This window comes from Seonamhaeicola sp. S2-3, from assembly GCF_001971785.1.
GTDB lineage: Bacteria > Bacteroidota > Bacteroidia > Flavobacteriales > Flavobacteriaceae > Seonamhaeicola.
In genome coordinates, this window is the sequence record NZ_CP019389.1 from 2912929 (window position 1) to 2928467 (window position 15539).

Here is a 15539-nt window from a genome sequence, read left to right on the forward strand (position 1 = left end):
TTAATACTAATCTACACTTTTTAATAAACGATTCCATTGAAATTTATTTTTAAAATTCGAAAATAACACGCATTGTACCTTACCAATAATGTTTTCCTCAGGTAAAAAACCCCATGCTCTAGAATCTGCAGTTGCTTTTCTATTATCACCCATCATAAAATAATAGTTCTTCTTAAAAGTATAAGTTGAAGCTATTTTGCCGTCAACATAAACCTTACCGTCAACATATTTTAAATTCGCGTTTTCAAATTTGTTAATGGTTTGGTTATACAATAAAAAATTATCTTGGTTTAAATCAATTTGTAACCCTATTTTTGGTATTATAAATGGCCCCATGTTATCATAAGTCCAGTTTTTGTTGGGTAATTTTGCTAGCAACTTTCTGTCAAGATTAAAAGTATCTAATATCAACTGAAAATTCTTAACACTTTCTGTGTTTTTAATGATATCTACTTCATTCTGAGATAATTTAGATTTTAAAACATGCTCACTACTACTTTTCATAAAGTTAACATGACTCAAACCTTGTCCATTTAATGTTTTACGAAAGGCCTTTTTCTCGGTTATTATTTCAAACTTATATTTATGTTTTTCAGTGTTAACTTTAAAAACTTTACCGTTAGTATAAACTATGCCATTTTCTATATGCAACGTGTCACCAGAGATGGCCACACAGCGTTTTACTAAAATAAAGTCTTTTTCCCAAGGGGAGTTAAAAACGATAACATCTCCTTGTTCTATTGAGGCCGTTCCTGAAAATCTTCGATAAGGCCACCAATACTCTTTAAAACGTTTTTTTGCATTTTCATTGAAATAGTATCCTATGTTTACCAAGGGAATATCAAAAGGAGAGCGTGGTAACCGTGGGCCGTATTTTAGTTTGTTAATTATAATGACATCATTAGGAAACAAAGCATTTTTCATGGAGGAACTGGGAATTCTAAAAATGTTAAAAGCAAACAGTTTTATGCTTATTACCACAATTAGTACCCCGGTAAAAATTAAAATACTTTTTATTGCTTTCTTTACTATGGATTGTCTAATTTGGGAAAGCAACAAAAATGAGATAAAACACAGTATAGAGAATACCAAAATACCTAATACTAACCAAAACAGACCTGTTATTGTCAAAACCAAAACAGTAATTAGCAAAAAAATCACCCGTTTTTTCATGAAATTGGCGAGTTATCGAACTGTATTATTGCTAAGAAAATTTTTAGAGACGTTAATCAAATAACTTTCTGATAATTGTGACTTATCTTTATGAGGTATAAAAAAATTGGATGTTCTTAAAGTTGAATCAATACAGAAATAATAGGGCATATTAAGTTTATCAGCGGGAGTATTTAAACCTTTATCAGGAAGCAAATACATTTTAAAATTTTTAAGACCTCTATTCTGTAAAACTTTTGAAAAAACATGTAAATCTCTTGGATTTCTATAATGTACTATTAAACAAATATCATTTGCAATTAGTGCATTATTTTTCAATATTGCAATAAATTCTGCTTTTATACAATCTGTGCAGTTAGATTCCGAATAACGAAAAACAAGAGTGTTTTTTTTAAATATATCTTTGGTTAAAATAATATTTCCGTTTGCATCTATTAACTTAATGTTTTCATTCAATTTAATATTTTCACTTTTACCTACTTCAATAATATTTTGTTCTAATTCTAGAAGTTCTTTTTTCTTATTTTTTAAAACAGTGCTAATATCCTTAATAACTTTGGAATAATTGTTAAGTTTAATTATTAAGAAACCATTTAAAACAATAAGCGAAATTATAATAACGTATTTTCTATTTGTCATATTAGATTAATAAAAAAGCGACTTATTTTTTAAATGAATAAATAATTAACAATGGGTTATCGTTACTTGATACTTTTTTATCTATATCCTTAATATATTTAGGTAATTTTTCCCAAGGCTTTATCTCCTCTTTATAGATATTTAATTGTTTTTTGAAATATTCAGCTTCATATATTGATAATATTTTATTATTGTCACCATCATGGGCGAAATAATTTTGAAATGGAAGTTTATCTTTTGGCCCTCGGAATAAGTCGAAGGTTTTCGCTTTTTTCGAAATTTTAGAGTAAATAACTATCATGTTACCCCAAAAATTAAAAGTAATATAGTTGTCATTTTCTCTAAAATTTGAGATTCCAAAACCTAATTTATTCTTTGTAGTGTATTGATAAAGTCCTTTGAAGTCATCATCTATTTGATTGATGATATTTTTTGGTGTGTTATGCTCTCCAAAATCTACAATATATTTTGGTGAAAAAATATTGTTATGGTATTCATATATAATTTTAGAATATCCTAAACTTAAATTAATATTTTTACTTTTTGTAATATTGGGAGTACGCCACCCAAGTGAGTAAAAAAAATGATCATACTTATCCATGTTAATTTCATTTTTTGTCTTGAGTGTTGTTAAATCATATTCCTGAAACAATTTATTTTTTTCAAGGTTTTTGTACAGAAACAAGAGTTTATTATCATGATATCCGATATTAAAATAGTAATCCGTCATTTTTTCTTCTTCTATAAATTGACCTTCGAAATTAAACGTTGTCAACTTGTTAGGAGCCTTAGAATATAAAATAAGTTGTTTTTTTTCATAATCAATCGTAAAATCTTGTAGGAAACTATATTCACCTGGCCCTTTTCCAATTTTCTGTATCTTATTTAAAAACTTACCAGTGTTATCAAAAATAAAAACACCTCTTAGCTTTCTGTCTAAAATAAAAATTTTATCATCTTGCATACTTATTCTGTCAATGCCACTTAAAATAGAAACCTCATTTGTTTCTAAGGGAACAATAGAAGATGAAGAAAAATATTCTTCAAAACTGCCTTCACCATAATTATCTTCAACATTTACCTGTATTGTTGTAGAATTTTCTAACTTCTCACTTTTACTACAAGCATTAAAAAGTAATAGTAGTATTATGTTTAAAGTAAAATATATTTTATTCATTTAATTAAAAGTTTTATGAAAAAACATTTAAGCCTTTGTAAATTAAATTTATTAATCACAAAAGCATAAACTAATTTGTTAACAAATTTCGATACAAGTAACTATTGGTGATGTTGGGGAACAAGCTGATGAACCTCCTGGCCAACAAGCTGTGGAAGCTGAATAATGACAAGTTTTAACACACGAATATGCCTCAGGCGTGCCAGTATTATAATAAACTATTCTTTCTGTAGTATAGGCCGGAAAGCCCACTTTAATTTTGTTTCCTGGACCGTATACCCCTTCTGCATTAGCACTTTGAATTATATTTAACGAAGCTAAATTAATATCTCTATCAGTTTGAAGAATGGACGATACATTTAAAAAAGCAACTGCCACAATCATTATGACACCTAATATTCCTGTTATTTTTTTCATTTTGTGAAATTTTAATTTTAAATAAAAATTTAATTTTTCAAAAGTTTTAAAGGAAACACTACTTTTGTAGAATGTTAAACAACCTATTATCCAAATAACTTGTTTGGTTTTATATAAAAACCTCCTCTGGGTATTATTTATATTTATGTCATTGGCATGAATTTTTAGTTAAACAATTTGTGATTATATTTTTTAACTCAATGCTCAGAGGTTTTTTTATTAGATTATTACAAATTTAAAGCCCCATAGGTACAAATTCTGACACTTTGCTATTTTTCTAAAAAATATGTATTACTTTTTCTGCAATACACTATGGATTTGCCTTCGTTTCTTAGGTTTTCTAGCATTCTTTTTATCGTTCTGATACTACAGCCGTAGTTATTCGCTACCTTTTCCAATGAATTTAATCGTTTCTGTTCAATTAAATACAATAAGTGTTTTTCTTTTTCTTTTCGTTCTAGGTAAGTCATAATATCTAATATTAATTTTCCAGTATGTTTTCAAAATCTTGTATCAATGGTTTATCATCAATAAAGTTATATAGTGTTAGCTGTTGTACTTTATAGTAAATAGCCCAATAGTTTTGTAAAGTTCTAATGTAATTCTCGTTAGCTTGTTGCCATGCTTTTCGCGATGCCGTTAAGTTTAAAAAATCGACACTTCCAGATAAAAACCGTTTTTCTGTTAGGTTATAAGATTCCTTGGCTATATCTCTAGTTCTTAATGCACCATCTACCAATTCTTTTTGCAGATTAAAATCTAATACATTTAGGGTAACATCTTGCTTGTAGTTTTCCTCGTTTTGTTGTAGTTCAATATCCACAACATCTTTATTCATTTTTGCTGTTTTTATTTTCCCTTTACGTTCTCCCCAATCTAATATAGGTACAGTTAATTGTACAGAAACCATTTGCTGGTCTAAAAATCTGCCATAAGCATCTACAAACGTGTTAGCTTGTTGGTTTAAACCATAGCTAGCGTTTAATGATAAATCAAAACGATTATCTTTTATGGCTTTATCTAAATCCCTTAAGGCCTCAATTTTTCTAAGTTTTAAGTCGAGTATGTCTGGGTTGTTTTGATAAGCCAAATCAATAGCCTTATTTAAGTCTATACTTAAATCTGTTATTAATTCAGGGAGCTCTGGAAGGGCATCTTGGGGTAACTGGTCTCTTAAAAACAGTTGTAATTCTGCTTCTGTCTTTTGTAAGTTTTGCAAGTTTTCGGTTAAATTAGTATTAGCGTTATAAACATCTAATTCTAACTTTAAAAGTTCATCGCGTTCTATTGCTATTAAATCGTAGCGTTGTTTGCCAATTTTAAAAAGTTTTTCTGCTGTCGTTTTATTCTCTTTGGCCATTTCAACTTTTTTACTGGCTAATGCCCATTTAAAAAATAAGTCAACCGATTTTAAATTAATGGTTTGTAACTCGTATAAAAAATCTTGTTTCGCTTTTTGAAATTCTAAAGGCGCTGTTTTTTGTTGCCATTTAAAGGGGTTAAAAGCCATTATGGGTTGCGACAAACCAATTCGTACAGGGGTTGCATTATAACTTTCGGTTTGTAAATCGCCAAAATTCTCAAGCCTATTAAAACTAGAATTTATAAATAAACGTGTACCTGTTGCTGCTATGTTTTGACTCAGCGACAAATTAGCGAAACTATTTATAGTTTGTTGCTGCCTAAATACATCTATATTTTGTTCGGAATCATAACGTTCAATCAACGCCCTATTAAATGTAAAGGGTCTCGTTTCAAAATCAATTTTAGGGAGTAAACTCGATTTAAAAGATCGAAACTGCCAATAATTAACGCCATATTTTCGTTTCGCCTTAAATACATCTAAGGAGTTTTTACTGGCCAGTTTTAAAATATCATTAAGCGTTACACCTTTTTGATAATCCTTTAGCACTCCTTGCTGTTGTGCTATGATAGAAGCACAATTTAAAAAGATGCTTATTCCTAGTCCTATTTGTAATATATGCTTATTTACCTTCATATTTTCTTAGTAAAATGATAATAACAAAGTGGAATAAAGTACAGACTTACTAAAGTCCCAAGTAGCATCCCACCAATTAAAGCCACCGCTAAAGGCGCTTGTAACTCTGCGCCTAATCCACTAGAAAACAATAAAGGCACTAGGGCTAGAATGGTTGTTAAACTTGTCATTAATATTGGTTTTAAACGTCTTTGTCCTGCTACGAACAAGGCTTTGACCAAGGAAAAGCCTTGGTGTTGTAATTGAATTATAGTATCTATTTTTAAAATAGAATCGTTTATAATAATACCGGCCATAACCACGAGGCCTATCATAGACATAAGGTTAATACTCATGCCAAACAATTTTAAGAACAAAAATGCGCCTGCTAAATCTATAGGCACTTCTAGTAATATGATGAGCGGCAAAACAAAAGACTCAAATTGCGAGGCTAGAATAAAGTAAAGCAGTACTAAAGAAATTAATAAAACAATTTTAAGCTCTCCCATGAGTTCTTTGTTTGAAAAAAAGCTCCCTGAAAAACTAACATCAAACCACGAATTATGACTTACTACCTCCTTTACCTTATTTATAGTAGATTCAACCTGATTATCATTAACATTAAATTGAACAGGAAAATATTCTCCCTCTGTACCTCCTGTTATGGTTTTTAAATCTTTAGCCTTTACTGTTTTTATAAAGTTTTTTATTTGAAAAACAGCACTATCTTTCGCCTTTACCGTAGTTTCATTTAAAATAGCGTTAAGATGCTTAGTTTGATTTCCTAGTATAACAGGAACAAAATTTTGATTATCAGTTATAGACAAAATTTCACGTTCGTTAAAAGCGCTTTTTAAGGTGTTAAATAATGTGCTAGAAGCCACATTATAGGTTATTAACTTTTCTTGGTCGGCTATAAGTGTAATATGATCTTCCCATGCTATAGGTTTTAATGTGATATCATTTAGGTGGCTTTGTATTTGATACCAAAGAGTTTTTAACTGTTCGTTTTGTTGACTTCCTAAATTTTCTACATGCCTTAAACGAGCAACTAAAGGCGCGTCTTTATTAGAAAATATTAAACTAAAAATATTATCTACATCTTGAAAATTATAATTCGCATTAGGGTAAGCTAACTTAAGAGCATCGCTCAAAGTATCAATTATTTTAAATAATGCTGTTTGCGATTTGGTTTTAATGTAAATAGTAGTTTCAGAAGTTTTAGCGTCCGCATTTTTATCTAATAGAAATTGTTGCGTACCTACGAGTGCCGTTTGATTAATTAAATCTTTGGTTACAGGTTTTAATAACTCTAGAACTCTGCGTTTGTTTTCGTCAACATTAATAGGCGCGTTCCAATCTATTTTCAGTATGGTTTCTGAGCTAGAAAATTGAGGCATTTGAGATTTTGGTAATACAGTAAATAATGCCATTGCGGCAACCAAAAGCAAAAGACTTATACCCCAAGATATTTGCTGTTTTCGCATTACCCAACGGAATCCTTTTTCATAAACATCAGCGTAGTTTACTGTGTTTATTTCAGTTAGAAAACGATTTATTTTATGTGATGTTTTCGTTTTTCTTAAATGAAACAAACGGTACAATACAGGTAATAATGTAATAGAAACAAAAAAGGAAATAAATAAACCTATGCTTATAGCCATGGCTTGATCGTAAAACAAAGCCCCACTAACACCACTTAAAAACACTAAAGGAATAAACACCGCACAGGTGGTTAAGGCTGAACTTAACAAAGGTTTTATAACCTCTGTAGTTCCCGTAACACAAGCCTTAGATAAATTATAACCACGCTCTCTATATTGGGTTATATTATCTATAACAATAATAGAATTATCTATCATAAGCCCAATACCCAACACCAAACCAGAAAGCGATATAATATTTATTGAAATATTTAACAAATGAAAAAACAATAAACAAATAATAATAGAGGTTGGTATAGTAATCCCTATTAATAAAGGAGATGTTATATTTTTTAAGAAAAAAAACATGACTATAAAAGCCAATAACATACCCCATAATAAACTTTGAAATAAATTGTTTATAGCATAATCTAATAGTTTAGTTTGATCTCTAGTTATTGAAAAATTAATATGCGGATAGTCCTTTTTTAACGCTTTTATTAGTTTATTTAGTGATGCTTTTAAATCGTTCATTTTAGCATCACTTTGTTTTATAATAGCCATGGTTAAGGCTTCATCACCCTGAGACAAAACCAATCCTGTCCTCTTTTGCGGATGTTCAATAACTTCGGCTAGTTCTTTTAACTGAAATACGCGATTTTGGTGATTGATATAAACGGACTCAATATCTTTTATGGTATTTAATGAAGTGCCTAAGCGCACATCGTATTGGTACTGATTGTCTTTTATTAATAAACTCCCTATATCTAAGTCATTTTTCTTTATACTAGATTCTAAATTTTCTAAGCTAATCCCCAGAGCATCTAATTTATTTTGATTTGGTATAATAATAATTTCAGAAGACACCAATCCACTAATATCTACCATAGCAACCTCGTTAACCTGCTCTATGCGCTTTCGAATAACTTGATTGGTAAAACGATTAAAATCTACAAATTTCTGAGATACAGGGTATAAACTGCTCGTTTCATTTTTCCCATTTTTAATATTACCCTTAGCCTCATTAATTGACATGCTTAAATAAAAAACAGGAATATCTGTAGCACTAGCCTTTATAACTTTAGGTCGTTTTACAGTTTTTGGCAACCCACCCATAATACGGTCTATCTTTTCATTGACTTCTATAAACGCGTAGTCTATATTGGTGCCGTGCGTAAAACTTAATCGTATAACTCCAGATGCTTTACTCGTTTCACTTTTTATATCCTTTAAATGACTCACTTGCATTAAACGGTATCGTAAAGGTTTTACAATAGCATCTTCTAATTGTCTTGCCGACATGTTATCTGCTTGTACCTGAACAGTAATCTCTGGCACATCTATATCAGGCATTAAGGAAACAGGGATAAACCCAAAAGCATATACGCCTAAAATAAGAATACCTAAAGCCGTCATTAAAACAGCGATGGGTTTATGTATTAAAAATTTTACCATAAATATTTATTAATGACTATTTTTAACACTTACCTCACTATCATGAGCTAAATTTAAGTTGTTGGAGATAATAATAGTATCTCCTACAGTTAAAGATGCACTACTTTTATCTGGATGGGGTATCACAGCATAGGCTTTACTGTTTTCAAGTGTTTTCAGGATATAAGTCCAATAGGCTTTACCGTTTTTAACCGTAAATAACACCTCTTGATTATCTCTTAAAACGACTGCCGATTTAGGCACGACAAATTGATCTGGAATGTCCTTTTTAATAAAGACCTTAACATTCATGCCTTCTAATAAATGACCATCATTTTTCACTTGGGCTTTTATTAAAATAGTGCCATCTTTTTCAACCTGTGGATTTATGGTGGTTATGGCGCCTTCGTAAGATTTACTTGTTGCAAAAGGTTCAATTGATATTTTATCTTTTGATTTAATATCTTTAAGTTCAGATTCTATCACATAAAATTCCACCTCAAAGACAGCATCATTTATTAACGTAATAAATGCTTTGCCCGAATTGATCTGATCGTGTTTTTTACTATCTATATTGGCTATTTTACCACTAAAAGGCGCTATAAGTTTGGTGGATTTTAAATCGAATTGCGCATTTTCTAATTGATGAAGGGCATTTTTATAACCAGACTTAATAGCCATCATCTCATATTCTTCTTTGGGAATGGCATCTTTATTATCGGCATTAAAACCGCGTCGAATTTGTAAATCGTTAAACTCTAAAGTGGCTTGTTTTAAATCTATTTCTGCTTTATTTACTTTTTGATGGTAAGTAAAAGCATCTAAACTAGCCAATAGCTGCCCTTTTGTAACATAATCTCCATTTTTAACGTAAATGTTATTGAGTTTTTCGCTTACATTGAATTTTAATTCGCTTTTTTCTAAAGCTACAAGCCTACCGTTACTGACGAGTTCTTTCTTGAATGCCCCTTTATCTAAAACCAAAATATCTACCTCGTTTTTTTCGGGGAGATATTGTTTTTTGTTAATGGATTTTTCTTTATTTTCTTTGGGTTTGTTGCAGTTCAATAAAATGCTAAAACAAATCATTAAAAAAATACAGCGTGTTAAATTTTGACGTTTTTTACTCATTCTCTATATTAATACTTGTTAATATTTGTGTTTTTGACACTTCAATCAATATTGTTTATTTGCTTAAAATATCTATCCTCTAAATTTGTTGAAGATTTTATAGGGAAAAAGACATTTGAAACCTCTAAATCCTCGTCTATTGTAAAATAATATGGATAAGATGCGTTTTCCATATTTCTGTAAAAAGAAATATTGTTGTTCATTATTGAATACATAGGGGCGCTTATTTCCTTTTCTTTTTTTATTAACTTCAATTCCCTTAAAGAAAAACCATTAGAAACAATTATATATTTCTTACCACTATTTTTTATTTTTGCAAGAGAGTCTTCAATACATGAATCACAAAAACGAGAACTTATATATAATACAATAGTTAAATCATAAAAAACATCTTCAACAAGTTTTGAATTGCCTTCAATAGATTGTAACACATAATTATCTGGAAATTTAAAAAACCCTGAATACTTTGATTGTAATAAAACCCTAGATTTTAACTCTACTATTTCATCATTTTGTTTTTGCGATACATTTTTATATTCTTCTAATGAGTAAATATAAAATGAACCTAAAAAAAAGAACATAAATAATAATACACCAATATATAGCCAGTTTTTATTCATCAAAAGTCCTTTAATTTGTAAGTTATTATAACTGGGTTATCCATTTGTTTTATTTTACTTATTTTTTCCCAATCACTCTCTTTTACATACTTTTTAATTTTTTCATTCGCCCAAATATGATTCTTTAATCCGTATATATCATTAGATTCTCGTATACCAATAAAAGTGCCATCATTTTTACATGCAAGAGGGGGGGTTACCAGTATAGTTAGAGGTTTTTCTTTATTAAACTTAAAGCCATTACCGTACATCAAAGATTTAGATTCCTTATTATAAAACAAAAATGCTCCCCTTTCATTTCCAAAAACTTCAAAAAAACAAAATTTACCTGCTATTAAATAATCACCTGAAAAGTATAAGTGATTAGAAAGTAGCTGTCTAAATTCATCACTATTCAGATTTCTTTCCCAAGCATCACTTGGCAAACCTTTTTCATCATACTCAAATTTGATTTCAGGTACCAATCCACTATCATCAACTCTCCAAATACCGTCAGAATATGGGTGATGATAATATATCTTATCACCAAACTTTCGCAGAGGCTTTCTAGAGACTAATGAATTAGGATTGTCTGGGTTTTTAAAACCTAGTCCCAATGGAACTGAATTACTATCTGCTAAAATAAGACTATACGAGGCTATTGAAGGAGTTCGAAGGTTTTTTTGCACTTTGCTGGCAGTAAAAATTGAGTTGTGTTCTCCATACTCATGCTGCCAAATCATATAATACAACGGCCTTGAGTCTATAATTTCTCCTGAAAACTTATACCTAAATATTTTTCTAAGTTTAGTATCTAGAATTGAAATAAACTTCTTTTTATCATTAATGGCAATATCACTAATGCTAAGTAACTCTCCGGGACCTTTCCCTATTGTTCCTATATTGTTTAAAAATTCACCATTATGATTAAAGCGCAATAATTTATTATTTCTTTTATCATGAATAAAATAATAGTTTGAACAGAATAAGATGTTATGGACTTTTCCTATAATGCTATTTGGTGAGGTCTCTAAAGGTATAATTTCTATACTAGAAATCAGATCTGCCAAATTAATCTTTAAAGAACCTAGTACATTTTTTGGAATCACTACTTTTTCGGCCCCATTATTATATATATCAAATAATTTGATATCATCCTTGTTAATTTCAATTTGCTCTTTATGCCCCTTTGCACCAATACTATTTAAAATTGTTTCGTTATTAGATGTATGTCTACAACTGTAAAACAAAGAAATTAATAAAATTATTGATACTTTTAAACTTATAATACTCTTCATTTTTATATTTATTTTTTTTAAAGGGTAGATTTTTAACCCACCCGTTGTTAAATTAGCAAGAAGGATCGAAAGGAGTACAATTCGCCCAAGGACCAAATTCTGGCACACAATCTATCCCACCAGGTACCCAATAATAGCTTTCTTCAACTCTACCGTCATCGTGATAAATCCATGAGGTACACTTTCTCTGATAACTCACTGGTTCATCAGCATAAGGCTCTTCATCACAATCAGAATTCCACCACGGACATTCTGCATTGGCAGTATTCATAGATATAGCATCAGCTAAATTAAATTTTCTACTTTCCACTGCATTTGTGTTTAAAAACATAGCCAGCACAAATGCCGCTAGAAATCCAATTGCTTTTATCGTTTTTTTCATTTTATTAAATTTTAAATTTATACTTATTAATATTTTAAGTTTTATAAGGCATACTACTTTTAGAATATGTAATAGACTAATACATTAGACTACTAAAATCTTTTTTAAAGATTCCCTTATTGTAAAAAAACACTTTATATCATTGGCATTGGTTTTTAGTTAAACAATTTGTTTTTGTGATTATATGTTTCATTTCTTGCCGTATTTCTTTTATAGCGGTTGATGGTATTTTAACATCTTTACTTAATATAGTTTTCGCCATAGCTAATGCTTTTCCATTCTGTCCGCTCTCATCATACAATTTCGCTAATAAATAAGGTGGGTAAAACCGTGACGGAATCATATTAGCAGCATGTTTATAAGCAGCTTCTGCTTGTTTGTACTGTTTCATGTTTTTATAAGTATCCCCTAAAGCGGTTTCAATAATAGTGGTGTTTAAATGTGTTTTTGAGCGTTCTAAAATTTGTATGGCTTTTTTATCCTGTTTGTAAATAGAAAGTGCTTTACCGTAATTCATTAAAAATTCACCATTATTCTTTAATTTGGGGTAAGCTGCTTGGTATTCTGCTATAGCACTTTCATAATCACCATATTGATAACTGCTTTGAGCCAGTTTCCAATTTTTAAAGCTGGCATCTAATCTATTTACATAATTAAAACTAAAGACACTTATTAATAGAAGACTTACTAGTATTGAAGTTTTTAAAGCAAGTTTAATAGAAGAATTAATTTTTAAACTTTGAAATCGCTTTGTTTTGCTTTGGTCTAACAAGGCTAAACCAGCCAACAAAACAAGCATAATAAGTTTAATAGGAAGGATTTCCATGGGATATGAAAAAAACGCAAAGACCCCAATGGACACTAAACTTATTTTTAAAATGATACTTAACTCCTTGTTTTCTTTTCTGGCAGATGTTTTTATAATGAAATATAAAATTAGTATCAATATGATAAAACCAAAGACTCCCTGTTCGGTTATAAATTGAATAAACTCATTAAAGGCATAATACGAATTGTCCGCCACCAAAGCTTCTGGAGTTTCTCCATGCTCTGAAAAGTAATGAGCTTGATAGTTCATATAGTAAGCCTTAAAGCGATCAAAACCTACACCAAAAAATGGGTTATCCTTGATAATTTCGGTAGCGGTTTTCCAAATAAATAAACGCCCGTCTGAAGAGCCCTTTTTAAGATGATAAATACCAAATAGACTTATCCCTATAATCAATACAGAACCAGCGATTAAAATAGCTTTTTTTAAATTAGTTAGTTGCTTAAAAAGTGTCTTTAAAATTTGATAACGCAGCTCAAACAAAAGCAGACTAATTATTAAAACAGCTAACCATGCGGCTCTAGATTGTGTAGCGGGAATGATTAGAACAATACTTATTATACCGAGTAAGGGAACATACTCAAATGAAAGTTTTGTTATAGTATTGAGAATTAAATCCCTTTTCGTGCTTGCATTAAACAAAACTAGGCTGCTAATCACTTTTTCTCTAAATAGATACAAACCTAAAGCAATTGGAAAAACAGAGGCTAGAAACCCCGCATAAGGCCCAGGATTGAAATAACTTCCTGTTAATTTAAACCCTGAATGATTAGATGGATAATATCCTAATAATTGGAGGTTGCCATAAATGGCTTGAATAATGCCAGAGATTACAATAGCCAATAACAACCAGTAAAACGTCTTAATATCTAGGATCCTAAAAATCAGATAAAGGAATCCAATCCCTAATAATTCAATAAATCTAATAGAAAAACTATAATTTGTTTGAAATAAATATCTATTTGTTACTATATAAATAAGCAGAGCTACTAAAACAATATCCAAACGAGATAATGAGAGGTTAGTTACTTTCGATTTTAAAATCCAGAAAGAGCTTATTCCTAACAAAACTGCACAGAAATAGACAAATACGATAAACTTACTAGTAATTGTTGATTGAGGATAGCTTGTTATATTTATTTGAGGAATACATACTAATAAAACTATAACAAAGAGAATATTTAAAAACTTTTTTGATTCAAAGTCAAGAAAATTTGATACAATTTTACCTCTAGACATAAGTGTTTAATATATTATTTTCCTTAATTGTCGAGAGATGCCTTTTGTGGTAAAGGCTTTACCCAAAAAAAAGATTTTTACTTACAAATCACATCCTGCACTATCCTGTTTTTGCAAATAATTAGTGTTAAAAAGCCACAGCAATACATAAAACTCCCTTTTGTCTAAAATAATGTAGTAGGCACACTTGATTTATAGGTGAGTTTTTAATGCTTTATTTTAGATCTATGCAATTGAATTATTTTAATTTAAGTAACACAATGATTTTTGAGGAAAAATAATATTTAGCCAAGATAGATACTTGGACATATTTGAGGGCACGAAGTTAAAACAGGAAAGTTTGTAGCAATTTAGCTAGATAATCTAGAAAACATTTGGTTCTAATAGAGCCCTAACTTAACTCATATTTAAAAAAGTGTAAATTGTAGTAACTAGTTAGATTAAAATATGATTTGTATCCTTATAATAATAAAGACAAACAAATTTTATCTTTTAATAGTTCTTTTGTGATTTAGTGTACAATTAGGTTAACATATGAAATAATTCCTGTTAATTTTCTAGTGTTTATAATACATGGCAGAGTATAGATTTAATCCTGCCACCCCGACAAACCTAGTAATAGGAAAAATCAAAACACTGTTAATCGTATGATTATCAGTGTTTTTTTGTTTTTAGGTGTTTTGTTTATTTCCAAATAAAGGCATTTAAAACCATTAAAAAAGTGAACAAATCTTTGAACACTTTTTAATCTGAATTTTCATAATTTTAGAGGACTATTTAGAAGCGATTTGACTTTTGTCTTCACTTACCTATTTTTACTTTCTTCGTTATATCAATTATTATCGTAACTAACAGATTAGTTCTAGAAACAAAAGGGAAATGAAAGGTATTTGGCAGTAGTTTGTTATGTGTTTTAAACTGTATTTTCTTAAAAGGGGATATTTTGCAATACTAAATAGTCTAAAAACATAAACGTAAGTAATTTTTTCTTGCAAATATAGTGTGCTATGACATCGATATTAAGTGGAATCTTCAAAAGTAGTTTAAAAAAAAGCTTTTTAAGTTTGAGAAAACATTCAAAGAAAAATAAAGAAAATATTGTATTTTGTATGGATTTGTTAGAGGTTACGTGTAGATAAATATATTAAAATAGTTGCTTATTTTGATATTTCTGATAAAATCAAAAAAGTATTAGTATCACCAAATTGCATTAATTTGTCTAGTAACTTTTGTAAGCATAATTGATTTTTTACAACAACTTTTAAATGAATATTTTGATTTCCTGTAATACGATGCGCTACTGTAATTTCAGGAAATTCATGAACTTTATTAATAACATATTTCAATTTTCCAGGAAAAACTTTTAGTAAAATAAAGGCTTCTAAATCATACCCTATTAATTTATTATTTATTTGTATATCATATTTTTTAATAACACCTTCTTCTTCTAATTTTTGTACACGTTCTCTCACTGAAGATGGAGATAAATTTATTTTTCTTCCAAGATCTGCAAATGATAAACGGGAATTTTCTTTTAAAATATCTAATAATTTTTTATCTGTGTTGTCAACCATTGAATCGTTATTTTTTTGTTATTTTT

The 15539-nt window shown here is 29.5% G+C and carries 12 protein-coding genes; all 12 read right to left on the minus strand.

The genetic code is table 11. The features are described from left to right. Positions 1 to 6: 6 nt before the first annotated feature. On the minus strand, positions 7 to 1173 hold the full coding sequence (gene lepB, locus BWZ22_RS12670) for a signal peptidase I (protein ID WP_076700506.1): 1167 nt from the start codon (positions 1171 to 1173) through the stop codon (positions 7 to 9). 12 nt (positions 1174 to 1185) lie between these two features. Next, on the minus strand, positions 1186 to 1812 hold the full coding sequence (locus BWZ22_RS12675; RefSeq protein WP_076700508.1) for a hypothetical protein: 627 nt from the start codon (positions 1810 to 1812) through the stop codon (positions 1186 to 1188). Positions 1813 to 1834: 22 nt separating this feature from the next. Further along, on the minus strand, positions 1835 to 2989 hold the full coding sequence (locus tag BWZ22_RS12680; protein WP_076700510.1) for a 6-bladed beta-propeller: 1155 nt from the start codon (positions 2987 to 2989) through the stop codon (positions 1835 to 1837). A 78-nt stretch (positions 2990 to 3067) separates the two neighbouring features. Beyond that, complete coding sequence (locus tag BWZ22_RS12685; protein WP_076700512.1) at positions 3068 to 3406, minus strand: hypothetical protein; 339 nt, start codon at positions 3404 to 3406, stop codon at positions 3068 to 3070. Positions 3407 to 3887: 481 nt separating this feature from the next. Further along, the gene (locus BWZ22_RS12690) at positions 3888 to 5405 is read right to left on the minus strand and encodes a TolC family protein (protein ID WP_076700514.1); all 1518 of its coding nucleotides are present in this window, start codon (positions 5403 to 5405) and stop codon (positions 3888 to 3890) included. Further along, entirely contained in the window at positions 5402 to 8482 is a 3081-nt protein-coding gene (locus BWZ22_RS12695) for an efflux RND transporter permease subunit (RefSeq protein ID WP_076700517.1), read from the minus strand. Before BWZ22_RS12695 ends, BWZ22_RS12690 begins: the two co-directional genes overlap by 4 nt. Before the next feature lie 9 nt (positions 8483 to 8491). Beyond that, a complete protein-coding gene (locus BWZ22_RS12700; RefSeq protein WP_076700519.1) occupies positions 8492 to 9592 on the minus strand; it encodes an efflux RND transporter periplasmic adaptor subunit in 1101 nt (366 codons plus the stop codon). Positions 9593 to 9633: 41 nt separating this feature from the next. Continuing rightward, on the minus strand, positions 9634 to 10212 hold the full coding sequence (locus BWZ22_RS12705) for a hypothetical protein (protein WP_076700522.1): 579 nt from the start codon (positions 10210 to 10212) through the stop codon (positions 9634 to 9636). Then, entirely contained in the window at positions 10212 to 11489 is a 1278-nt protein-coding gene (locus BWZ22_RS12710; RefSeq protein WP_076700523.1) for a 6-bladed beta-propeller, read from the minus strand. The genes BWZ22_RS12705 and BWZ22_RS12710 overlap by 1 nt, the downstream gene beginning before the upstream one ends. Before the next feature lie 52 nt (positions 11490 to 11541). Further along, positions 11542 to 11799 (minus strand): hypothetical protein, encoded by a 258-nt coding sequence (locus BWZ22_RS12715; RefSeq protein ID WP_157607964.1) that lies wholly within the window; start codon positions 11797 to 11799, stop codon positions 11542 to 11544. Positions 11800 to 12010: 211 nt separating this feature from the next. After that, positions 12011 to 13543: an O-antigen ligase family protein gene (locus BWZ22_RS12720; protein WP_198027614.1), complete on the minus strand. Its 1533-nt coding sequence runs from the start codon at positions 13541 to 13543 to the stop codon at positions 12011 to 12013. Between the two features lie 1553 nt (positions 13544 to 15096). Further along, entirely contained in the window at positions 15097 to 15513 is a 417-nt protein-coding gene (locus BWZ22_RS12725) for an Lrp/AsnC family transcriptional regulator (protein ID WP_076700530.1), read from the minus strand. Between the last annotated feature and the right edge of the window lie 26 nt (positions 15514 to 15539).